Annotated in this window: 15 protein-coding genes and 4 pseudogenes; 16 read left to right on the top strand and 3 right to left on the bottom strand. The window is 53.2% G+C overall.

The window, feature by feature from the left end:
* Positions 1 to 279: 279 nt before the first annotated feature.
* From ORD17_RS04625 to ORD17_RS04550, 16 genes and pseudogenes are all read left to right on the top strand, one after another.
* Positions 280 to 927, top strand: coding sequence for an ABC transporter permease (locus ORD17_RS04625; protein ID WP_308389707.1), 648 nt, complete (start codon positions 280 to 282; stop codon positions 925 to 927).
* 14 nt (positions 928 to 941) lie between these two features.
* Positions 942 to 1,667: an ABC transporter ATP-binding protein gene (locus ORD17_RS04620; RefSeq protein ID WP_308389706.1), complete on the top strand. Its 726-nt coding sequence runs from the start codon at positions 942 to 944 to the stop codon at positions 1,665 to 1,667.
* A 233-nt stretch (positions 1,668 to 1,900) separates the two neighbouring features.
* Positions 1,901 to 2,863, top strand: a complete 963-nt coding sequence (locus tag ORD17_RS04615) for an NAD-dependent epimerase/dehydratase family protein (protein WP_308389705.1) — start codon at positions 1,901 to 1,903, stop codon at positions 2,861 to 2,863.
* Positions 2,860 to 4,767 (top strand): HAD-IIIA family hydrolase, encoded by a 1,908-nt coding sequence (locus ORD17_RS04610; RefSeq protein WP_308389704.1) that lies wholly within the window; start codon positions 2,860 to 2,862, stop codon positions 4,765 to 4,767. Before ORD17_RS04615 ends, ORD17_RS04610 begins: the two co-directional genes overlap by 4 nt.
* A complete protein-coding gene (locus ORD17_RS04605) occupies positions 4,764 to 5,744 on the top strand; it encodes a hypothetical protein (RefSeq protein WP_308389703.1) in 981 nt (326 codons plus the stop codon). Before ORD17_RS04610 ends, ORD17_RS04605 begins: the two co-directional genes overlap by 4 nt.
* A gap of 19 nt (positions 5,745 to 5,763) precedes the next feature.
* Positions 5,764 to 6,342 (top strand): SIS domain-containing protein, encoded by a 579-nt coding sequence (locus tag ORD17_RS04600; protein ID WP_308389702.1) that lies wholly within the window; start codon positions 5,764 to 5,766, stop codon positions 6,340 to 6,342.
* 76 nt (positions 6,343 to 6,418) lie between these two features.
* On the top strand, positions 6,419 to 7,474 hold the full coding sequence (locus tag ORD17_RS04595) for an IS5 family transposase (RefSeq protein ID WP_308387902.1): 1,056 nt from the start codon (positions 6,419 to 6,421) through the stop codon (positions 7,472 to 7,474).
* 262 nt (positions 7,475 to 7,736) lie between these two features.
* Entirely contained in the window at positions 7,737 to 10,979 is a 3,243-nt protein-coding gene (locus tag ORD17_RS04590) for a methyltransferase domain-containing protein (protein ID WP_308389701.1), read from the top strand.
* Complete coding sequence (locus ORD17_RS04585; RefSeq protein WP_308389700.1) at positions 10,970 to 11,917, top strand: glycosyltransferase family 2 protein; 948 nt, start codon at positions 10,970 to 10,972, stop codon at positions 11,915 to 11,917. The genes ORD17_RS04590 and ORD17_RS04585 overlap by 10 nt, the downstream gene beginning before the upstream one ends.
* Positions 11,918 to 12,026: 109 nt before the next feature.
* Positions 12,027 to 12,422: pseudogene (locus ORD17_RS04580) on the top strand (ISAs1 family transposase); the annotation flags it as partial.
* Positions 12,412 to 13,454, top strand: a pseudogene (locus ORD17_RS04575) (IS256 family transposase); the annotation flags it as partial. The pseudogenes ORD17_RS04580 and ORD17_RS04575, both read left to right, overlap by 11 nt.
* 489 nt (positions 13,455 to 13,943) lie before the next feature.
* A complete protein-coding gene (locus tag ORD17_RS04570) occupies positions 13,944 to 15,428 on the top strand; it encodes a glycosyltransferase family 2 protein (protein WP_308389699.1) in 1,485 nt (494 codons plus the stop codon).
* A gap of 494 nt (positions 15,429 to 15,922) precedes the next feature.
* Positions 15,923 to 16,729 (top strand): glycosyltransferase, encoded by an 807-nt coding sequence (locus ORD17_RS04565; RefSeq protein ID WP_308389698.1) that lies wholly within the window; start codon positions 15,923 to 15,925, stop codon positions 16,727 to 16,729.
* Positions 16,730 to 17,010: 281 nt separating this feature from the next.
* A pseudogene (locus ORD17_RS04560) lies at positions 17,011 to 18,049 on the top strand (IS5 family transposase).
* 182 nt (positions 18,050 to 18,231) lie between these two features.
* Positions 18,232 to 19,368 (top strand): UDP-galactopyranose mutase, encoded by a 1,137-nt coding sequence (gene glf / locus ORD17_RS04555; protein WP_308389697.1) that lies wholly within the window; start codon positions 18,232 to 18,234, stop codon positions 19,366 to 19,368.
* Positions 19,369 to 19,463: 95 nt separating this feature from the next.
* A pseudogene (locus ORD17_RS04550) lies at positions 19,464 to 20,477 on the top strand (IS5 family transposase).
* Positions 20,478 to 20,655: 178 nt separating this feature from the next.
* Here ORD17_RS04550 and wbaP read toward each other — a convergent pair.
* From wbaP to ORD17_RS04535, 3 genes are all read right to left on the bottom strand, one after another.
* Positions 20,656 to 22,107, bottom strand: coding sequence for an undecaprenyl-phosphate galactose phosphotransferase WbaP (wbaP, locus tag ORD17_RS04545; RefSeq protein ID WP_308389696.1), 1,452 nt, complete (start codon positions 22,105 to 22,107; stop codon positions 20,656 to 20,658).
* Between the two features lie 381 nt (positions 22,108 to 22,488).
* Positions 22,489 to 22,911, bottom strand: a complete 423-nt coding sequence (locus tag ORD17_RS04540; RefSeq protein ID WP_308389695.1) for a type II toxin-antitoxin system VapC family toxin — start codon at positions 22,909 to 22,911, stop codon at positions 22,489 to 22,491.
* Positions 22,908 to 23,162: a plasmid stabilization protein gene (locus ORD17_RS04535; protein ID WP_308389694.1), complete on the bottom strand. Its 255-nt coding sequence runs from the start codon at positions 23,160 to 23,162 to the stop codon at positions 22,908 to 22,910. The genes ORD17_RS04540 and ORD17_RS04535 overlap by 4 nt, the downstream gene beginning before the upstream one ends.
* Between the last annotated feature and the right edge of the window lie 407 nt (positions 23,163 to 23,569).

Genomic DNA, 23,569 nt, shown 5'->3' with positions numbered 1-23,569 from the left:
TAGACCGATTCACTGTGGTCAGTCCACAGAGCGATATACAAGAAAGGTTTACTTTGGTACTATCACGCCATTTTCGGCGGCATGGTTGGGTCAGAACCGCTGCTTTGGCAGCCCGTCTCCTAGTTGTGTGAAGGATAAGCATGCTGCAATCAATCAAAAACATTGAGAAGTATTGGCGTTATCGGGATCTGGTGCGCAATCTTGTCACCTCAAATCTCAAGGTCCGGTATCAGGGTGCAATGCTTGGTTTTCCTGTGGTCTCTGGGGAATCCCTTAGCAATGATTCTCCTTTACTATTTTGTGTTTACGCATGTCTTCCGTAGCAACCTTCCCAACTACATACTGTACCTGGTTATCGGAGTTTTGCATTATAATTTGTTTGCACAGTCAGCCATTCAGGGGTGCGAGAGCCTGACAGGAGCATCAGGGCTATTACAAAAGATTTACTTTCCGAGAATTATGGTACCAGCCGCAAGTCTTCTTTTTACGTTAACATTATGGACGGTAGCCATTCTGATTTTGATAATTCTCTACCCTTTCTTAGGTGGAGTCTATAGATGGGAGCTGCTTCTATATCCGTTTGCTCTCGGATTATATGTCGCATTTATATGGGGTATTGTTCTTACGTTTTCAGTTTTGCAGGTAGAGTTCCGTGACCTAAAGCACCTGGTGGAAATTGCGGTGATGTTCTTATTCTGGTTTACGCCGCTCGGTTACTCCATTAATGTGCTTAAGCCAGAGACAAGAGCAATAATATCCTTAAATCCACTGACGCAGTTTATGGATTTATTCCACGCTATTCTGTATAGCGGCGCTGTTCCAGCTCTTAGCCATGTAGAGATAGCCCTGGCTTGGACGGTGGCCACGCTTCTTCTTGGGACCGCACTTTTTCACCAAAAGGCTCGCAGATTGGTGGAGGACCTGTAATGGGGAAGCCCGCTGTGAGCATCGAAAATCTGTCAAAGACATTTATTTTACGCCATAACCGCGCTTTAGGTGTAAAAACCAGATTCTTAAGTATATTTTATAAAGGAAAAAGAGAACGGAGAGAGTGTTTCAGTGCGCTTCAAGAGGTAAGTTTTTCGGTAGAAAAAGGCGAAGCTCTAGGATTGTTAGGGCATAATGGATCAGGGAAAAGTACCTTATTGCAGATAATTGCTGGCATCCTTCTGCCGACAAGCGGTAAAGTGGTAACGCATGGAAGAGTGGCACCCCTGATTCAGTTGGGTGTAGGTTTCAACCCCGAACTAACGGGGCTGGAAAATATTTTCCTCAATGCCAGCCTCTATGGATTTAGGAACAAGGATACTGCAAAAAGATTAAAATCCATTATTGAGTTTTCTGAGCTTTCGCATTTCATTGACACACCACTTAAAAACTACTCCTCGGGCATGCAGATGCGACTCGGATTTTCTGTAGCTGTCCATCTCGATCCGGACATTCTGCTAGCAGACGAAATTCTGGCGGTTGGAGACAAATCATTTCAAGATAAATGCCACGATAAGATCGCAGATCTTCGTAAGAATGGAATGACTCTTTTGTTGGTTTCTCATAGCAAGGATCAGGTCAATAAATTTTGCGACCAGTTCGTGCGTTTGGAGCATGGAAGAGTGGTTGAGTCTGGCCGAATCGAGCTAGCTGCGCACTCCTGCGATGGTAGACAATGATTCCGCTGATCCTAGGTATCCCCGAAAACCATGTATATTGGTCGATGTTGTTTAGGTGATCTCGGCTGATCGCATATCTTGTCTCTCACAGAATTGATTACACGGTTGGCTATCGCGACACGTCGAAGGCACCAACGCAGGGGTGTGCCCGGCAGACTAAACTGGCGCGGCAGGATCGGTTAGAATTAGCAGGAAAACTTCATTTGCTGGAAATGAACTGTCTGGAGACAACCATGAGCATCCTCATCACCGGTGTTGCCGGTTTTATCGGCTGCAATTTGGCAGGGACACTGCTTGAGCGTGGCGGCTATGTGTTCGGTGTTGATAACCTGTGCCGTGGGAGCTTGGCAAACTTGTACGATGTGGAACGGAACCCACGTTTTTCCTTCATTGAGGTTGACATGGCCGACAAGACCGCCTATCGTCGGGCATTCGTCGATTTCCATGCTCGTGATCCAATCACCGAGGTCTGGCACATGGCTGCCAATTCAGATATCCCAGCTGGGATCGCCGACGCTAGCATCGATCTGCGTGACACCTTCATGACCACCTTCAATACCCTTGAGCTGATGCGTGAGTTTAAGGTTCCGGTGATCGCCTTTGCGTCGAGTTCGGCGATCTACGGAGACCTCGGCAAGCGGCCGCTGACCGAGGACACCGGCCCGCTGCTGCCGATCTCAAACTACGGGGCGATGAAGCTGGCGTCGGAGGCGGCAATTAGCGCTGCAGTTGAGAGCGGCATCGCGCGTGCCTACCTTTTTCGCTTTCCCAACGTCATCGGCATTCCGTCAACCCATGGCGTGATCCTGGATTTTGTGCGCAAGCTGGCGGTGACTCCAGACAATCTTGTGGTGCTCGGAGACGGCACCCAACAGAAGGGCTATTTGCATGTCGTGGAACTGATCGATGCCATGCTGTTTATCCGCGACAAAGCACCCGAGCGGATCGCCGTCTACAATATTGGCCCTGGCGACGATGGCGTGACCGTGCGATTCATCGCCGAGGAGACGGTGCGTAAAGCGGCGCCTGGGGCGAGCATAACCTTCGGCAGCGGCAACAAGGGCTGGGTCGGCGACGTGCCGCAGTTCGTCTACTCGGTCGACAAGTTGCGGGCGCTTGGCTACCGTAACCAGTTAGGATCGGTCGAGGCCGTGCGGTTAGCATTGCACCAGATCGTGGAACAGGAGCGCCGATGAGGCAGGCGTTAATCCTCGCTGGAGGCAAGGGCACGCGGCTGCGCGAGAGACTGGGGGACCTGCCGAAGCCACTGATCGATCTATGCGGACGTCCGCTGCTCGAGCGTCAGATTCTGCTGCTTAAGCAGCATGGTTACCAGCGCGTGCTGGTACTGGTCAATCATCGCGCCGAGGCGATCACTGAGTTCTGCACTGCCAACGGCGGCTGGGGACTCGAGGTAGAGTGTATCGACGATGGCGAGCCGCGCGGCACTGCCGGCGCAGTGCTTGGCGTGTTTGACCGACTCGATGAGATCTTTCTGGTCATGTATGGTGACACCATGCTGCAGGTCGATCTAGGTCGCTTTGAAGCCTTCCACCGCAGGCAAGACGGGGTTGCGGCGACGTTGTTCCTGCACCCCAACGATCACCCGCATGACTCGGACTTAGTCGACGCCGACGATGCCGGGTTCATTCGCGGCTTTTACCCCTACCCACATCCAGACGGTTTCTGGCTGCCCAACCTAGTCAACGCGGCTCTGTACGTGGTGCACCGCGACGCTCTGCTACCCTGGGTCGGTAGCGAGGGCGCACTTGATTTTTGTAAGGACCTGTTCCCAGCGATGCTTGCGCGCGGGATGCAGCTGCGTGGGTACAAGAGCGCTGAGTATATCAAGGACGTTGGCACTCCGGTGCGCATCGACAAGGTCAGTGCCGATTTTCGCAGCGGTAAGATCGCCCGCGCGGCGTTGGATTGTGAGCAGATGGCGGTGTTCCTTGACCGCGACGGGACGATCAACCGCGAGGTCGGCCACCTCGCTCGCGCCGAGGAATTCGATCTACTGCCAGGAGTCGAGGACGCTGTAAGGCGGCTCAACTTATCTGAGTACCGAGTCTGTGTCGTGACCAATCAGCCGGTTATTGCGCGCGGCAAGTGTTCTCATGAAGAACTGCGCCGGATACACAACAAGATGGAAACTCTGCTCGGGCGCGCTGGAGCTTATGTCGACCGCATCGACTACTGCCCGCACCACCCCGACTCCGGATACCCAGGCGAGGTCCCTGAACTCAAGATCGCCTGCGACTGCCGTAAGCCGGCGACAGGGATGATTGATGCTGCGGTGCGCGCACTCAATATCTCACGGCCGCGCTCTTGGCTAGTCGGCGACTCCAGTGCCGACATGCTGGCGGCGCGCCGCGCTGGGCTGCGCTCAATCATGGTCGAGTCCGGACAGGCCGGTCTCGACCACAAGTATATCGTTGCGCCCGACTACGTCGCCGCCGATCTGGGCGCGGCGGTCGACTTCATTCTCAAGGGCCATGCGAGCCTGCTGCAGGCGCTGCGTCCCCTAGCCGCCAGTGTTGCAACCGGATCCCTGGTACTGATTGGCGGGCATTCGCGTGCCGGCAAGAGCACCGTAGCCTCGGCCCTAGCCGAGGTATTACGCGAGTCGGGGCTGATCTGTCACATAATCTCGACCGACCGCTGGCTGCGCAGCGCAACCAATCGCGGTTCCGGAGTTGACGGTCGCCACGATATGGCTGCGCTGCAGCAGCTGATCGTACGCTTGAACACGCGGCCGACTGCCTTGTCCGTAGTGCTCCCGGGCTACGCTAAGGGGTGGCGTGTGCAGATCCCTGCGGTTGAGACACTCGATATCGCACCGTCCGACGTCGTCATCGTCGAAGGTGTCGTAGCATTGGCGCTTGCCGCCCCCGGCTCACTGCGTTTGGTGGTCACAATCGACGAAGCGCTGCGGCACCAGCGCCTAGTGCGCGAGTACACACTACGCGGCGAGGCAGCGCAGGCCGAAGCCCTCTATTCGTCCCGGATGCGCGACGAATGGCCGTGGATCGAGGCCACTTCCGTCGGCGCGCTGCGCCTCGAAGTCCCCGCCCCGATTCTATCCGAGACCGACCGATGATCATCAGCCGCACCCCATTACGCATGAGCTTGGTTGGCGGAGGCAGCGACCTGCCCGCCTTCTACCGCCACCAGCGTGGCGCTATCGTCAGTACAGCGATTAATAAATATGTCTATGTTACCGTCAGTAAGAAATTCGACAACGGCATCCGCGTCGCCTACTCGAAGAATGAGGAGGTTGGATTAGTCTCCGAAATTGAGCACCGCCTAGTGCGCACGACTATGGAATATCTCGGACTAAGCGGCGGGGTCGAGATCACGACCATCGCTGACATCCCGTCCAATGGTACGGGTCTTGGATCGTCGAGCACATTTACGGTCGGACTGCTGCATGCGCTCAACGCATTCAATGGGCGCTATGTTTCGGCAGAGCGGCTAGGCGCCGATGCCTGCACCATTGAGATCGATCTCTGCGGAGAACCCATCGGTAAGCAGGACCAGTACGCTGCGGCCTACGGTGGGTTCAACCTGATCGAGTTTCTTCCCGACGAGAGCGTTATCGTCGAGCCGGTGATTTGTTTGCCCAGCACTCTGGCTGAGCTCCAACGCAATATCCTGGTCTTGTACACCGGGATTACGCGCAGCGCCTCCACGCTGCTGGCTGAACAGTCGGCTGCGGTAGCGACAAGCGAAGGCAAGCACACCACGCTGGCAACGATGGTCCGATTAGCCTATGTGCTGCGCGACGAACTGCAGAACAACAATCCCGATGCGGTCGGCGAAATTTTGCACGACAACTGGATGCTCAAGAAAAGCCTGACTAGCGGAATCAGTACCCCGACTATTGACGCTTGGTACGATGCCGCACGCCGCGCCGGGGCGACCGGCGGCAAAATTCTCGGCGCCGGTGCAGGTGGCTTCCTAATGCTCTATGCCAAGCCCGAACGCCACGAAGCGATCAAGGCCGCCCTTCCCGATCTGAGGCATATTCCGATGGCTTTTGAGCCTCTGGGTAGCCGGATCATCTTCTGTCACTGAAACAAAGGAGAGAGGACTCATGCGCACTTTCAAAGGCGCCACCCAGACCTACCTAGCCAAGCTGATGCAGCAGATAGACACCGTCGACTACGCTGATATGGACCGCGCTGTGGCTTTGGTCGCACGTGCTTGGCAGGATGACCGCCAGGTCATTGCGCTGGGCAACGGCGGTAGTTCAATGACGGCGCTGCATTTTATAAACGATTGGAACAAGAGCGTGTCGATGCGTGGCGGACGCCGCTTCCGTGGCCGTACCTTGGTCGACAATGTTGGTCTGCTGATGTCCTACGCCAATGACATTGCCTTCAATGATGTGTTTGTCGAGCAGCTCAGGCACATCATGGACCCTGGCGACCTAGTCATCGCTATCTCAGGCAGCGGAAACTCCGAGAACGTGATCCGTGCTGTCGACTGGGCAAACGCCAACGGCGGCATCACTCTGGGGCTGTGCGGCTATAACGGTGGCCGTCTCAAAGATCTCGTCCAGCATCGCGTCTGGGTCGCCGTCGATGACATGCAGCTGTGCGAGGACATCCACGCCATCTTCGGCCACATCGTCATGCAAACGCTGTGCGGCGACCAAGAACTAACCAATTGACCGCTTAGTTAAATTATCAGGATGCTGAAAAAGTCCGTGGTATAATTGGCGGACCAGGGCACGGAGGGATTCGATCATGCGTGGAACCAAGGTAGAGTCGGGTGCGATGTTCAGTTATCTGTCCCCCGAGGAGCGAGTGCCGAAGGATCATCCCCTACGTGCTATTCGGGTGATCGTAGATCGCTCCTTGGCAGAGCTCGACGGACATTTCAACCAGATCTACTCAGACCTGGGGCGCCCCTCGATTCCCCCAGAGCATCTGCTTCGTGCTTTGCTGTTGCAGGTCTTTTATAGCGTGCGCTCCGAACGGCAGCTCATCGAGCAGCTGAACTACAATCTCCTGTTCCGCTGGTTCGTGGGCTTGGGTATGGATGATTCGATTTGGGTGTCCACGGTGTTCAGCAAGAACCGGGATCGCTTATTGGACAACGGAACAGTGCAACGCTTCTTTCAGACGGTTTTGGCGCAAGCAAGGTCTCAGGGACTACTATCCGAGGAGCACTTTTCTGTAGATGGCACCTTACTGGAAGCCTGGGCTTCACAAAAATCCTTCCAGCCCAAAGACCCCGAGGATCGGCAGGGCGACGGCTCGGATTTCCGTGGGCAGAAGCGCAGCAATGACACCCATGCCGCGGTAACGGACCCCGATTGCCGTCTCTACAAGAAGGCACCGGGGGATGCCTCGCGGTTGGCGTATCTGGGGCATGTGCTCATGGATAACCGCCATGGTTTGATTGCCGGAGAGAAGGTCACTACGGCGGATGGGACAGCAGAGGTGGATGCTGCGTTACAGCTCATGGATGAGCTGGGTGGAAGCCACCGGATCACCCTTGGCGCCGATAAGGGTTACGATCGTCATGGCTTCGTCCAGGACCTTCGTGATCGGAATGTCACCCCGCACGTGGCCCGTAAGTGCAAGGGATCCGCGGTAGATGGTCGCACGACCCGTCATGTCGGGTACAACATCAGCATTCGTGTCCGCAAGCGGATCGAGTCGATCTTTGGGTGGATGAAGACCGTGGGCGGGATGCGCAAAACGCGATTCCGTGGATTGGAACGGGTGGGGCTGCACTTCACTCTGGTGTCCACCGCCTACAATCTGGTGCGTATGGCACGACTGGGGGTAGCGTGATGGGAGTACTGCGTCCAGAGTTCGGGAATCCGGGCAGATTGACCAGAAAAACCGCACAAAAGTGGTCCAGAACTGCCTTCAGGCCGCGTTTTTCGAGAAAAATAGGTGCCGAGCAGATTTTATTGCTCGGTTTTTCAGCGACCTGTTATACCCAGTCGAACCACATCATGCAAACGCTGTTAATGTTGCTATGGTTGAGAGATAAACTTGGTATTTGAGAAACGCCTGGAGCAGTTAGTTAGATACTATTGAGGGAGTATATATGGTTGAATTTTCTGGTGAGAAGATCGTTCCTGGGGCGAAAAATTGTGAGCCTAAATTTTCTGAAAAGATGTTTCAGGAACACATTGCCAGATACATTTTTGCCTCCGCATTTGTGAAGGGAAAACGAGTGCTCGATGTCGGCTGCGGAGTCGGTTACGGCGCGCACCACTTGGCAGTCAATGGCGCCGAATCGGTACTAGCATTTGACATCTCGGCTGATGCAATCAACCACGCCCGCGAAAATTACGCGCATCCCAATGTCGAGTTCGCTGTCGCTTCAGCTACAGAGTTCGACTTCGGGCAGTGTTTCGACGTTGTCACCTGTTTTGAGCTCATTGAGCACGTCGACGCGCAAGCCGAAGTAGTGCGCCGAATCCGTGTCTCACTGAAGGGCGATGGTGTGCTATTAATGTCCACCCCGCGCGCTCTCGTGCGGAAACGTACGCACTTCCACACCCACGAGTTCAGCGCCGAAGAATTTCGTGCGCTGCTTTCTACTGAATTTCGCTCCGTAGAGCTTTACTTCGAGAATAACCATTTCACTTCGATGGTGGCCTCTGCGATGCCGCAGCATATCGGGCATATTCAGTCGTTGCACGATACCTACTATCCAGAGAAAGCCGATTATTTCATCGCGGTCGCCTCGTCGGGGCATGTCATTCCAGCCGATACTCCCGAGCCGGTTCTAGTGGTTAGCGACGATGCTTATGTCAAACTGCTTGAGCATGATGTCGAAGTGCTACACCAGGCTGAGGACCGCCTGCAACGTGACCTAGAGGAGTTGCGTCAGATCGAACGCGAGATCAGACAGCAGGTTAGCGTGTCGAATGATAATATTGCCCGGCTCGAAGAAGACCTCCGCCGTGCCAAGGCTACGATTTTCACCCATGTTCTGGGTTCTGTTGGTTACGGATATAGGATATTGCATAAGGTCCATGGGTACTGGCGACGCCACGGTGCCGCCGCGACACTACGTGCAGTTCTGCGGCGCATCGGCAGCGGTGCACCATCGTTACCATCGAACCTAGTGGTTCTACCAGAGGTAGAGGAGAGAAATCTGGCTGATCGGCACTTTCATGTCGTTTTCATGATCGGTTGCTGGGAGGGTGAATCTAAGCGCTACAGAGTCTACAACTTGATTGAAGGATTGCGCGAACTGGGATACCGAGTTCTCGATCTGCCCTACTCAGAACTAGCTCGTCTGGTTGACCTACGAGTGAGGCCCGATGTTGTGGTGCTCTTTCGCGCTCCATTTGACAAAGGCGTCGGCATTGTGCGCTTCCTTAATTACGCAAAAAATCTGGACACCAAAATTGTGTTCGATATCGACGACTATGTATTTGAGCCCGACATTATCGATGCCATCGACGGTGTGCGCGTTCTCGAAGAAAAACAAAAAAGCTGCTACGTAGACGGTGTCTTGCGCTATCGCCGACTGCTCGAGCGGTGCGATCTGGTGACTGTGCCGACAGCTTATCTTAAGGCACGTGTTGAAGAGATCGGGCGCCCGGCGGCGGTGATTCCAAACTCTATCAATGCCGAGCAGATCGCTACTGCGCGGGAGTTGACGACGCGTTTGCCCGATCCGGCGTGTGTGCGAATTGGCTACTTTAGCGGCAGCTTCACCCACCAAAGGGATTTTGCAGAATGTGAAAGTTCGATACTCGAGATCATGGAACAGTACCCGCAGGTAGTTCTGCGCGTAGTCGGCTACCTCGAACTAGGTCCGCGTTGGGATGGGTTCGCGCACCGGGTCGAGCGCGCACCGTTTCAGCCACCCCAAGGAATGCTCCAGTTGCTCGCCGAGTGCGATATAAACATTGCCCCATTGGAGCTCGATAATGCGTATACCCAAGGAAAAAGCGAGCTCAAGTTCTTCGAAGCGGGTTTGGTTGGCGTGCCCACCGTGGCCAGCGCCACCGACACCTTCACGCGCGCAATCACGGATGGTGTCGACGGGTACTGCGTTCACGATGCGACCCAATGGCGTCGGATTCTGGAGGCGCTGGTGGTTTCACCGGAGTTGCGCATGCGTGTGGGTAAGGAAGCGAAACGCACCGCGCTTGAGCGCTACAGTATCTCCGGCGTGGCGCGTGAGGCAGTGCGCGTCTACGGGCTATCCAAGGCAGACCCTGAAACCTCGGACGAAACACCTCTACCGCCAGGGCGTCTGCGCATCGCCTGGGTAATCCCTGGCTTGATTATCGGCGGAGGTGGCCATCGCAATATCCTGCGCGCCGCTTATTTCCTCCAGAGATTTGGTCACCGCATTTCGCTGTACTTCACTGGCACGGAGCAAGATCCGGAAACGCTGAAGAATTTGATTAAGAAACATTTTTATGATTTGGACTGCCCAGTTTACCTATTTGATGGCAGGCTACGCTTGGTGGATGTCGTGTTCGCGACCCACTGGTCAACCGTTGCGCCGGCGCTGGCTGCGCGCGGTCAAGCCAAAGAGATAATGTACTTCGTCCAGGACTTCGAGCCATATTTTGCGCAGATGGGTACGGAGTATGTGTTGGCCGAGAACACCTACCGTCTAGGCTTGTACCACATCACATCTGGGCCGTGGTGCGAGCGTTTGCTGCGTCGCGATTTCGGCGCTGAGGCTGATCACTTCCAATTCCCAGTCGACAGGGGGATCTATCACCCGCGACAGCGCCGTAAAGCTAACCGCAATATTGTCTATTTCGCTAAGCCGGAAATGCCGCGGCGATGCTTCGAGCTCGGCGTCATGGCGTTGCGCGAGGTGCATCGTATGTGTCCTGACTTAGAGATTGTGATGTTTGGCTCTCGCCACTTGGGAAAACAGCACTTCGACTTCCCCGTGACTATTCGCGGGCTCGTGCCAACGCTCGAGGAGATAGCCCAGATGTATGCCGATGGCGATGTCGGGTTAGTGTTCTCGACAACAAATCCAAGCCTTATTCCATACGAAATGATGGCTTGTGGTTTGCCAGTAGTTGATCTGGACCGGGGCGATAACGCTGTGAATTATGGGGGACGCAGCGACATTGCTCTACTGGCCAATCCGATCCCTGAATGCATGGCACAAGATATTATGCTGCTGCTCAATGACGAGGCTGAGCGCCTGCGCAGGCGCGAGGCTGGATTGGCCTTTATTGACGGGTTCCCCTCGGAAGAAGAGATGGCCCGGCGCATAGAGGAGCTAATCCTGGCCCGCCTGGAAAGGTCCAGTTTCGATCACGTCACACGGGCAGGAGCCGAGATTTGCGCTTGATCTGTGCAATCATTATTTCATTCAATCCTGATCTCAACCGGCTGAGAGAAGTGCTTTCGGCGGTTTCGCCTCAGGTTGATCGAGTGCAGATAGTAGACAATGGATCATCTGAGGTGGAAGGATTGGTGGCGCTTGTCGGTTTGTTTCAGTCGTGTTCCCTGATGACTCTTAGCGGCAATCTCGGTGTTGGTGCTGCTTTAAACTTGGGAATCTACACAGCGCTAAGCGCCGGTTACGATACCGCTTTGCTGATGGATCAAGACAGTATTCCCTCCCCCACGATGGTGGGAGACCTACAGCACGGTTTACGCTGGATAATAAGTCAAGGTGAACACGTCGCGGCCATTGGCCCTCGATTTTTCGACCGGCATAGTGGGAAGCTTTCTCGCCATGTAGTGTTCGCAAGTTGGCATATAAGGCGGATTGATTGCCGGTCGGATAATCAGCCTTTACCTGTAGATTTTCTGATCACTTCTGGCTCTCTCGTGCCTCTTGATGCATTTGCTGTGATTGGTGGTTTCAATGAAGAGCTTTTTATCGATCACGTCGACACCGAGTGGGTGTTACGTGCGCGATCAAAGGGCTACCGGGTTTTTGGTGACTGCACGGCCGTCATGGAGCACGACCTTGGTGAGTATCGACGACGCATTTGGCTGGGGAGATGGCGTGAAGTTCCGATACACAAACCCTTCCGTTATTACTACACTTTTCGTAATAGTATCTGGCTTCGTCGACGGGCGTATGCGCCGGAGGACTGGAGGCGTGCAGATGCTGTTCGTATGGTTCAGCTATTCGTGTTCATGACCATTTTCCACCCGCATCGCCTTCTTGTGATCAAGATGATGTGGCGTGGACTGCAGGACGGACTGCGTGGACGGATGGGGCCTTCTGCCGATATAAGAGCACGGGGGCTTACGCATGAAAAAACCAATAGCTGATTAGCCTTGGGCCGTACATTGCCATCTTCCTGTTTTATCGTGAGGAGATGGTATGTTGTCCTGAGACTGGTGGGGAAGATTTCCGTCCTGAAAACGTCCCAGACGACCGAGGAAGACGGTACATCGACTCCTGGCTGTGCTGGTTATCGTGGTCTGCGCCGTGATCGCTGGAGCCGAAACCTGGGAAGATATCGCGCTGTATGGGCAGGGAAAGCTGGATTGGCTACGTACCACATTCTTGGAATTGCACCATGGCGCTCTTTCCCATGGCACCTTTCGGCGAGTCTTCATGATTCTTGATCTTGAGGCGGTTGAGCGCTGTCTCCTGAAGTGGGTGGCCGAATTTTCGGCAACAGGTCGAGAAGTGATCGCCATTGTTGGGAAGTCGAGCTATGATCGAAAGCGGCGTACGGGCAGTCCACAGCTGACTTCAGGAGAGTGGTGCACTATTGCTACAGAGGGTTTGCGGACCAATGAGCGACGAGGAGTGCGCCGTGAAGGATAGTATCGTTTTTGAGAATGGTATGGGAGAGCTGGGCTTGGGGACCGAGGGTGTCCTGCGGCGAGCATCACGTTCTCTAACCGAACAGGCCATAGAGACAGTGGAAGAGTTTTCTGCTGTCCAGATGGTCAATGGTCGTCAGGCGGTCGTTCGTAATGGCTATTTGCCAGAGCGAGAGATCATGACTGCCTTGGGACTTGTGCCGGTGAGCGTCCCCAAGGTTCGGGATCGTTCGGGTTCGGGGATTAAATTCAATTCGGCACTGGTGCCGCCATATGTGCGCAAATCGCGAACGGTGGCAGCCACGGTTCCCTGGTTGTGTCTGCATGGGGTATCTTCCGGTCACATGGAGGAGGTGCTTTCCATTCTTCTGGGCGAAGAAGCCAAGGGACTTTCCCCTGCGGCATTGGGACGCCTCAATCGCAGTGGGCAGAAGAACACACCACTTGGCAGCGCCGTTCCCTGGCGGGCAAGCGGTATGCCTACTGGTGGGTGGACGGTGTCTATACCAATCTGCGTGGGGAAGAGGATCCGCGTATCTGCCTGCTGGTGATTATTGGTGTGACTGCGGAGGGAAAGAAGGAGCTCGTCAGTGTCAGCGACGGCCTTCGCGAATCCAAAGCCCCCTAGCTGGAGATCCTGCACGACCTGCAGGCTCGTGGTCTGGAAGCTGCACCATTACTGGCGATTGGGGAGGGAGCCATGGGCTTCTGGGCTGCATTGGAGGAGGCGTATCCCGAAACCCGTCAGCAGCGTTGCTTGGTGCACAAGACCGCTAATATCCTCAACGAACCACCCAAATCCAAGCAGGATAAGGCGAAGGCGGCACTGCAGGAAATCTGGATGGCCGAGAGCCGGAAGGTCGCGGAGAGAGCTCTGGAGGCCTTTGTGCGCAACTACCAGGCGAAGTACCCCAAAGCCGTGGCCAAGCTGGAAAAGGATCGGGCGGAATTGCCGGCCTCTTATGATTACCCAGCTGAGCATTGGCGACATATCCGCACCACCAATGCCATTGAATCGACCTTTGCCACCGTGTACGTCGCCGGACATAGCGCACCACACGTGCCCCTGTAGGTTGACGCGTCAATCCCATGGTTACACTTGACCATGATTACCGATAAGCAAATAATGACGGACATGCCGTTAGAGGATATTTAGCTTTCGCTACCAGCTGAGGTAATGGCAAAGATACCCAAGACATTGACGCCGCACTTCAAGGGGAGAACCGCTGTGCTCAGTACGGTTTTTTGCGTGCCCGTGCGCGAACGGACTTGCGCTTGCGGTTAGATAACAGGCCCCGGACGCCCGGGCCACAGGCGTCCCATCCTCGCTGGGGCGAGGATCAGCACTCGGTTCACAAACGGCTAGATGGCCACCACGCGGCAGTGCATGCGCATTTACCTTCGCATTGGGCGATGGTTTCGGCGCGGACTGCACACAATGTGACATGCCGGGGACCACTCGCCCTAGCTTCGCGCTTCCGGCGACTAGCGGTCATCTAATAAATACATTATGGGATTACATATGAAATTGGTCTCTATTATTGTGCCTGTATTTGAAGTTGAAGAATATTTAGAAGAGTGTCTTTCCTCAATAACTAAGCAGACATACAAACATCTAGAGATTATCTGCGTAAACGGTATGTCAATGGATAATAGCGCTACCCTTGTTCGTCTTGCCGCTGAAATTGATCCAAGAATCTCCTTGATAAACCAGTCTCATAACAATGGGCTGGGGGGTGGCAGGAACGAGGGTTTGCGGCATGCGCACGGACAATACATCTTGTTTGTAGACAGTGATGACTGGATCGCTCCAACGATGGTTGAAAGACTTGTAGATGCGCTGGAGAGCAATGATGTAGACTATGTATTCTGCGGATTGAGAGGATATGATAATCACAAACGCTGTATGCTTTCGCCTGAACGCCCGTTTCATTCAGATTTGGTAGAAGAAATCGCGCTTCGCGGCGTTCTCGATTTACGTGAGCATCCGGAGTATTTAACAGATATTTATCCGTCGGCGTGGCTAACCCTGCGCCGACGCGCAGACATTGAAGCTATAGACGCACAGTTCCCTGAAATGAGGTTAGCAGAGGATCATCTGTTCCACTATATCTGTGGGATAGCTGCTAATAGTGCCCTCTACTTGGATGAGTATCTATATATTCATCGAAGGCGACGGCCAGGGCAGCTGTTGTCCGCTGATACAACTGATCGATCAATGCAACTATTTGATACCATAGAAGAGATCTTTAGCTGTTTCGACCGATATATGCCAAACTCTATGCTGCGCAGTTTGAAGGCAAAGATTTTGCTTCGCCTTGGAAACGAAAAACTGTCGGACATCAAAAAGAATAAACAACTTGCTCGTGCGTTCTTAAAAAAAACGTCTCATTTTTTAAACAACTATTCAATCAGCGAATTGAGGAGTGCGGCTGATAAGATGGTGGATGATTTTGCCATTTCAGTTCTTGCAGGGTACGCCTCAATGAAATTTGATGAGGACCAAATTGCGCACCAAACTGTTTTCAAACACGAGATGCCATTCGTTCCGGTAGCAACAAAAAATGACCGCTATAGAACAATAAAGATGGATGGAACATGGCGCGACATAATGATTGACTTTCATTATCCGTTCAACCTGCTGGAAACTCGCTTACGTTTCATCATATACATTGACTCAAAGGAATCAGTCCGGCTACGACACGCATTTCTTTGTGATCCTCGATTAGATGCGGACAATTCTGAAGGACAACCGGATGCTGATCAGGGCGAGTCTAATGTTTTAGAAATGAGCCAAGAATATGCACCAGGAATTTCTATTGTAGAAGTTAGCGCAGATTCGTTACGATGCTTACGTGGTGCACCAGATCCAGAAAGCGTCCGCTCAGTCTATTTCGGAGGGGTGGCACACAACGTTGTACTTAGCATGACAATGTCTTGTTTTTTTGAAGTCGAGTGGCGATGCTCAGTAGGAGAGAATAATTTGTCAGCATTTAGGATAACATAGCATAGATCAAGACCTTATTATTTAAATTCAGCATATCTGCTTATCAAAAAGATTTTTTGGAGAAATAGCAAGCTTCTTGGGGTTGCAAAATGAGAACTATAAATAAAATATATTGGGATTATTTTATAGACGTCATGAGTGGCGGGCCAACCGGTTATCTAGCGCAACTTCGAATAGGCCTAGATGACGCTACTCTTAGCGCGTCCTCACTAACTTGGATTGATTGCATCTCCAAGATTGCGGTCAAGGGGGAGGGCACAAAGATGTTACCGGCCCAGAATGAGCTACATAAGCATATCAGGTATTTCGAAAACTTAGAGAATTTCAACCTTTCAGACAGTGAATTTGAACGACTTATGCGACGAAATCCAAGGACCGTGCATCTGCATACTAGTCCATTAGCACTAAAGGTTATTCAGGCAATGAAATTGCGTAACATTTCTGGGATACCCGTAATGATAAGTAGCCACTGTCCTGAGTCAAATGGAAAAGAGATGGCTGATCAGTACCGCAATAGAGGCCTCGACGAAGCCCTTATTGATAGATTTGAGTTGGCAGTTAGAAAAGTCGAAGAACTTGCTTTCAGACAGGCAGATATTTGGATTTTTCCAAGTGAAGAAGCGCTTGAGCCATACAAACAAACAATCCCCGATTTTGCAGATTGGATGAAAAACAAAGACGTTCGCTATGTGGCGACTGGTGCTATGCCTGCTAGAAGAACAGCAGCAAACAACCCGCTATATCAGAAAATACCTGGGATCTCTAATTACCGTGTGATTTCATTCATTGGGAGACATAATTCGGTAAAAGGTTATGACATATTTATAGAAGCTGGGATGCATTTCATTAATTCAGATGAAAATGTTTTAGTTATAGTTGCCGGGGCCCCAAGTGATGAATTCCCATCTCCTGTACATCCCCGCTGGATAGAATTAGGTTGGTATCCTAACCCTGGAGATATTTTCGATGTTTCAGATATTTTTATCTTACCTAATCGCATGACATATTATGATCTAGTTTTGATAGAAGCCTTATCTTCTGGGGTAAATATCGTGGCTTCCGCCACTGGAGGAAATAAATCTGTCTATGCGCTAACAGAGGGTGCGATACGGCTCTTTGATGGAACAACCTCCGATCTGGTGCGTAATGTTAACGCCATTCTCCACAGCGGCTCACAGCCAGTTAGTCATCGCTCCAAGAGGATTGAGTCCACTTACTCCAAATATTTTACTCCTAGACAGTTCGCGGAAAGATATAATCGTGTAGTGGATGCGATACATTCGGAGTATATTAATAGATGATTAAAACGCGTGCGTACGTATACTTGGCACACTGGAAAAACAGGCATATCAAAATATCAGTTAGTTCGAATTATCTAGATTTTTCTTTTAACGGGAGAATCAATGGATTTGAGAAGCGCCTTATTTTGAAATCATCTATGACGCTGTTAATCACAGGGTGCTCATTCTAGATGTCTCGGGAACTATCTCGCTTTTATTTTAAGCAGCGACCGAAATGTCTGGAATACAATTGGCGGAACAGGGGGTGGGGAAGATTCATTCATACGTGGAGCCAAGTAGGGATGGGCGTGTTGTTCAGTTATCTTCTCCCGGAGGAGCGTGTATCAGCGGATCATCCCCTGCGTGCGATCCGGGTGATCTTGGACCGATCCTTGGCTGAGCTCGACGGTCACTTCAACCAGATCTATTCGGACCTTGACTGCCCCTCAATTCCCCCAGTGCATCTGGTCCGCGCTTTGCTTTTGCAGGTCTTTTACAGCGTTCGCTCGGAGGAACGCCAACTCATGGAACAGCTCGATTACAATCTCTTGTTCCGCTGGTTGTGGGCCTAGGAATGGATTCCCCGATTTGGGTGTCGACGGAGTCTACCCAGAACCGGGATCGCTTGTTGGATAATGGAACCAAGCAGCGCTTTTTCCAGACGGTCGTGGAGACGGCACGGAATCAAGGACGACTCTCCGAGGACCAATTCTCTGTGGATGGCACTTTCCTGGAAGCCTGCGCTTCACAGAAATCCTTTCGGCCCAAAGACCCGGATAACCGACAGGGCGATGGCTCTGATTCCCGCGGGCAGAAGCGGAGCAATGACACCCATGCGCCAATTGTAGACCCCGATTGCCGCCTCTACAAGAAGGCTCAGGTTGATGCTTCGCGGTTGGCCTCTATCTGGGGCACGTGCTAATGGACAACCGGCATGGGTTTATTTCCGGCGAGCAGGTCACCACAGCGGATGGTACGGCAGAAGTGGATGCTGCAGTGCAGCTCCTCGATGATCTGGGCGGTACGGATCGCATCACCCTGGGGACCGACAAGGGCTATGACCGGCACGAATTCGTGAAGGATCTTCGTGACCGCAACGTCGTGCCACATGTGGCCCGCAAATGCAAATGTTCGGCGATTGATGGGCGCACCACCCGTCACGTAGAGTATTTCATCAGTATCCGTGTGCGTAAGCGGATTGAGTCGATCTTCGGCTGGATGAAGAGTGTGGGCGAGATGCGCAATATGCGATTCCGTGGCTTGGATCGTGTGAGCCTGCACTTCACCCTGGTTTCCACTGCCTTCGATCTGGCGCGCATGGTGCGACTGGCGGTGGCGTGATGGGTTCACTGCGCCCAGAGTTCGGTAAATCGAGCAACATGACCACGAAAACCGCGAGCCGCTCATTTGGGCATTCGGGTGAAAATCAAATGTGTTGACAATATTATCGCCAGGTTTTTCAGTGGACTCTTAAGGGGTATGTTTTAAGTTCGGTACTATGCCTCTTTACTATTGAGTTTTGATTGTTTGTAGGTGATGAGGGTTATTCAATGAATGGGTATATTGTTTGCGTTGGTGCTGGATTTTCTGGATCCGTTATCGCTCGGGAGTTAGCTGAGAGGGGGATGCGTGTTTTGGTTGTAGACGCGCGACCACATGTTGCAGGGAATTGTTTTACCCAACGAGACTCCGAAACAAATATTATGATTCACGTATATGGACCTCATATTTTTCACACTAATAGCGATAAAGTGTGGAACTATATTAACCAATTTGACGAAATAATTCCTTTCGTAAATCGTGTAAAAGCGCACGCCAGGGGAAAAGTATATTCTCTACCAATAAACCTTTTAACAATAAATCAGTTATTCGGCAAGCAACTTTCTCCACGAGAGGCAGAAGACTTTATAAAACATAAGGCCGACCTCAGCATTTCCAACCCTGAAACTTTCGAACAGCAAGCACTTAGTTTTGTTGGCCGCGAAATATATGAAACATTTTTCCGTGGATACACAAGAAAGCAGTGGGGAATCGAACCTCAAAAACTGCCAGCAAGCATTCTTAGGAGACTGCCCGTACGATTTAATTATGATGATAATTATTATTCTTGCAAATATCAAGGAATGCCAAAAAATGGATACACCTTTATTATTGAAAGAATTCTTGATCATCCAAACATTTCCGTTCAGCTGTCAACCGTTTTTACTAGGGATTCGGCAAAAAATTTTGAACATATATTTTACAGCGGGCCAATCGATTCGTGGTTCGGTTATAGCGAAGGCCACTTAGGCTATCGAACATTAGATTTTGAAAGAATTCAGGAAGATGGAGACTTTCAAGGAAATGCTGTCATTAATTACTGTGACGAAGATGTTCCCTGGACTCGCATAGTTGAGCATAAGCACTTCACACCTTGGGAAAACCACGAAAAGACAATAGTTTATCGCGAATACAGTCGGCTGTGTGGGCCTAGCGATTCGCCCTATTATCCTATACGTCTTGTCGACGATAAACAACAGCTGGAAAAATACCTTCAAATGGCAAGGCAAGAGCATGGAGTTACATTTGTTGGTCGGTTAGGTACATACCGCTATCTAGATATGGACATTGCTATTTCAGAAGCATTAGGCGTTGTTGATCGTTTTGTCACTTCGCTGTAGGCGTTTCGTAGACTTATGGGCACCTCGAATAACCCGCTGGTCTCACGGATTTGGTAGAATGGCGTCTGTCCAGAGCGATTGGGGTTGATAAGGTGATTGCGCGGAGAACGGCGGTAACGAGTGATCTGTTGGCAGAGCAAGAACGAGCCCTGAAGATGGATGGCTTTGCCGATCCACTGCAGAAGATCGATGCAGTGGTGGATTTCTCTGCATTGGACGCGGCCATAGAGAAGATTCCTCCCCGCCCTGCGCAGCCCAAGGGTGGGCGGCCATCCTATCCCACGGAAGTGGTGGTACGAATTCTGGTCATCAAGCGCATGTATGGCCTCTCTGATGAGCAGACCGAGTATCAGCTTTTGGATCGTCGTAGTTTCCTGTGTTTCTGCGGCTTGGAACATTCTCGCTACGTTCCTGACCGGACCACGATTTGGAACTTTGAGAACCGGATTGGAGTAGAGGGTGTCTCTGCCTTATTCGAGGAGCTTGATCGGCAAATTCACGCCCATGGCTTGGAAGCACGTGCCGGGCAAATTGTCGACGCCACCTTGGTGCCTACGCCGAAGCAGCATTTTACCAAGGGAGACAAAGAACAGGTCGAACAGAACGCCGTTCCTGTCGACTGGAGGCCCGCCAAGCGGCGGCAGAAAGACTCTGATGCCACCTGGACCAAGAAACATGGCAAGTCGCACTAAGGATATAAGATGACCGTGAGTGTGGATCGGAAGCACATCCGCACCTGGGTAGCCGACACAGCCAGTGTCCACGACTCCCAGCGTTTGGAGGCGGCACTGGACCAATGGAACACCAGCGGCGAGATCTACGCCGACAAAGGCTACGTCGGCGCAGAACGCGAGGAGCGCCTGCGGGAGCACGGGTACCGTCCGCAGATTCAGCGCAGGGCGAAGATGGGCAAGCCTCTTTCTGCTTGTCAGGATCGTCGGAGCCGGCGCATTGCCAAGATCCGGGCACGGGTGGAGCATGTCTTCGCCGCCATCACCCAATGGGGCGGCAAGCGTATTCGCACTATTGGTCAGGCTCGTGCCACCTTTGCCATGGGCATGATGGTCGTGGTGTACAACATGCGCCGTTTGGCCTTTCTGGGGGCATAATGCGCCCAGAGTCGAGAAATTCTGGCTAAAAAGCCCAAATCAGTGAGGAAATGGACTTAAAATGGCTACCGTGTAGCCTAGGCAGGCTTTGTCACAACTCGTGGTCAGTTTTAGGGGTCAATCGAGGTTCCCTCTTGGTATATGGCAGCTCGCCCAATGCGAGCCATATCGCACTAAATCAGTAAGCACCATTTCTTCCCAACACCACCCCGACCGTACGCAGTAAGATGACGATATCGTACCAGAGGGTCCAGTTTTTGACATACCAGGCATCCAGGGCGCTGCGGTCATCAAAGGTGGTCTCGGACCTTCCGCTCACCTGCCAGAGGCCAGTGATGCCCGGCCTGACCAGGTGATACAGGGCGATATTCGGCCCGTAGCGCTCGGTTTCGCGGGCGAGAAGTGGCCGCGGCCCCACCAGGCTCATCTCGCCAAAAAGCACATTGAAGAGCTGCGGCAGTTCGTCCAGGCTGCTACGGCGCAGGAACTTGCCAATCCGGGTGATGCGGGGGTCGTCGCGCAGCTTGAAGTTGCGCTGGTACTCTTCGGCAATCGCGGGATTTTCGGCCAGATAACGCCGTAGGCGTGCTTCGGCGTCGGGAACCATGCTGCGAAATTTCCAGCAGGCAAAACTCTGCCCGGCTCGGCCAACGCGTTCCTGACGGAAAAAGACCGGGCCACCATCTCCGGCCTTGATGCGCCAGGCAATGAACAGAAACACGGGGCTGAGCACGAGCAGCAGAACGACGGATGACAGCAGATCAAAGGCGCGTTTCACCAGACGCGGACCAGGACGAGCCAGATTGTCACGAATCCGCAGCATGAAGACTTCGTGACTGAAAAAGTGCATCACTTCGAGGCCGTAGAGCGGTAGGCCGCGTAGGGCAGGCGCGATGGCGAGATTGGGGTAGTGCAGTCCGAGCAGGCGAATGAGCGATTCCTGCAGGCTCCATTGTTTGTTGTCCAAAGCCAAGATGGTTTCGGGGCTGCCCAGGGCACGCAGGGTAGCTAGCGGATCGGAACCGAGGGGGGTGACGTGGAAATGGTTTCTGGGATCGGAAAGCCTGGCATAGGGTTCCGTGTCGTCGGGACAGAGCACCCAACGAACCTCATAGCCCAGGACGGGATCGCTCTGCACGGCGGCGATGGCGTCCCAGGCGGCGGGGCCACTGCCGATGACCGCTACCGGTCGCTTCCACAGCTTGAGCCACAGAAATGCGCGGCGGAGTAGCAAACGTACTGCTGGTACCAAAAGCAGGGCGAGTAGCCAAAAGGAAAAGAGCCAGAGGCGCGACAGGGGCCATTTACCGCTGAAGGCGATGGCAGCGTTCAGGCCCAGGAGCACGGTGAACACGGCCAGGATGTCGCCGATTTCATCCCAAACCACGCGCCGACGGGCATAGTGCCCCTTGAGTTGAAAGGCAACAATGCCTAGAAAAGCAAGGAGCAGAAAAAGCAGGATATTGACCTCGACGAGGCTGCCCCACCAGTTGTCCAATACATACCAGACGCTTTCGTGGTAATACCAGGCATGGCTCAGGCGGCTGAAGTAGACGGCGAGGAAAAAGGCGAACAGGTCCCCGAGAATCAGAGCGAGAGGGATCCAGCGCTGCGGGCTATCGTGTCGCAACGTTCCTCCGGCATCGCGGGCGGTGTTTATCTATCCTTGGCCACATGGCGCAATCCTGCCGCAATTCTGTCCGGGAGAAAACCGCGGGGCCGAGCAGAGGGTCATCTCGCATGAGGAGGGAGAATAGCGCATGCGCAGGCAGAATGAGGTCGTGCCCTGGAGACATCGGCGAGCTATGATCGAATCTGGTGTACGGGCAGTCTACAGCTGACTTTATGGGGTGGCGCACTGTTGCTAGAAAAGGGTTTCGAGAGCGCGAGATTCTCACGCGTGTAGGCCCAGTGCCTGTGCAGGTACCCAAGACGCGCGACAGCTCGGTGACCTAGCCAGCTCGCCGGCGTCACGATGCTGACAGCGCCGTGGGGAGACTCTCCTGTGCCGTCACTGCAGGGCATCCCACGGGTTGATGACATTGAGACCGGCCGCTTGGAACGGCGCAACGTCGCGTGTGGCGACGGTGAAGCCGCGAGCGTTCGCAATGGCGGCGATGTAGCCGTCTGGTGTAGGGAAACCCTTGCCAGCGGCACGGGCGGTAACGGCCAGCTCGGCGTAGTGTCGTGCTGCGTCGGTGTCGAAGGCAAGCACGCGACCCCCGAACAGCTCCAGCAGACCATCCAGCGTTTGCGACAGCGCATCTTTGCGCCGACCGGACGGCAAGGCGCCGATGCCAAACAGCAGTTCAGCAAGCGTGACGCTGGACAGGTAGAGGGTTTCGGCCGCTTGCTTATCCAGCCACGCCCGCACGGCGGGATTGGGTTGCGCTTTCATCGCCTCGGAAACGACATTGGTGTCCAAGACGATCATTCACACCTCACAGGCTCGGCCGGGGTCTTGTCGCGCAACTGCTCGAAGGCTGCGATGTCGTCATCGGTCAGCCCGACGCGGCGGCCCAGCTCGGCCAAGGCCGTGCCCAGGCGAAGCCGCTCCGGCGGGCGAACGGTCGATTCGAGGATGTCGCGGATTTCGGCCTCGGTGCTGCGGCCATGCGTTGCTGCGCGTACACGAAGTGCGCGATGCACCTCGTCCGGCAGATTTCTGATGGTAACTGTCGCCATCTTGGCCTCCTGCGCTCTACGCTATCAATGATAGCATTCTAAAAATACTGCTATCACCGCGCAACAGTCCGAATGGCGCAGATCATGAAAGCGCAGGTCTTTGATGCCAGCACGAAAGAAAAACCTAGCAAAAAGTCACGTAAAGTCTTTGTGTTATTTGGTGCCCAGGGGCGGAATCGAACCACCGACACGAGGATTTTCAGTCCCAAATGTTATAACACGCTAACCTTCTGAGAATCCGGGTGAAAATATACTACCATATTATCAGCATGTTACAAATCACGTCTCCCGATGTTTACCGAACCATCCCTGCCTATAATTTTCCAAGTGTCGCGCCAGTGTCGCGCAGATTATGCGCATTCGTTGTCGGTTACACACTATATGTTGTTCTATTAAGTCGACGGAAA

This window comes from Acidithiobacillus sp. AMEEHan, from assembly GCF_030996345.1.
GTDB lineage: Bacteria > Pseudomonadota > Gammaproteobacteria > Acidithiobacillales > Acidithiobacillaceae > Igneacidithiobacillus.
Note: the sequence above shows the minus strand (reverse complement) of the source record. Positions and strands in the feature narration are given on the sequence as shown.

Excerpts from the sequence above, each read along its gene's own strand:
- ORD17_RS04625 (WP_308389707.1), top strand. The coding sequence starts at position 280 with ATGATTCTCCTTTACTATTTTGTGTTTACGCATGTCTTCCGTAGCAAC.
- ORD17_RS04590 (WP_308389701.1), top strand. The coding sequence starts at position 7,737 with ATGGTTGAATTTTCTGGTGAGAAGATCGTTCCTGGGGCGAAAAATTGT.
- ORD17_RS04610 (WP_308389704.1), top strand. The coding sequence starts at position 2,860 with ATGAGGCAGGCGTTAATCCTCGCTGGAGGCAAGGGCACGCGGCTGCGC.
- ORD17_RS04600 (WP_308389702.1), top strand. The coding sequence starts at position 5,764 with ATGCGCACTTTCAAAGGCGCCACCCAGACCTACCTAGCCAAGCTGATG.
- ORD17_RS04595 (WP_308387902.1), top strand. The coding sequence starts at position 6,419 with ATGCGTGGAACCAAGGTAGAGTCGGGTGCGATGTTCAGTTATCTGTCC.
- ORD17_RS04535 (WP_308389694.1), bottom strand. The coding sequence starts at position 23,162 with ATGGCGACAGTTACCATCAGAAATCTGCCGGACGAGGTGCATCGCGCA.
- ORD17_RS04605 (WP_308389703.1), top strand. The coding sequence starts at position 4,764 with ATGATCATCAGCCGCACCCCATTACGCATGAGCTTGGTTGGCGGAGGC.
- ORD17_RS04615 (WP_308389705.1), top strand. The coding sequence starts at position 1,901 with ATGAGCATCCTCATCACCGGTGTTGCCGGTTTTATCGGCTGCAATTTG.
- ORD17_RS04540 (WP_308389695.1), bottom strand. The coding sequence starts at position 22,911 with ATGATCGTCTTGGACACCAATGTCGTTTCCGAGGCGATGAAAGCGCAA.
- ORD17_RS04570 (WP_308389699.1), top strand. The coding sequence starts at position 13,944 with ATGAAATTGGTCTCTATTATTGTGCCTGTATTTGAAGTTGAAGAATAT.
- ORD17_RS04565 (WP_308389698.1), top strand. The coding sequence starts at position 15,923 with ATGGCTGATCAGTACCGCAATAGAGGCCTCGACGAAGCCCTTATTGAT.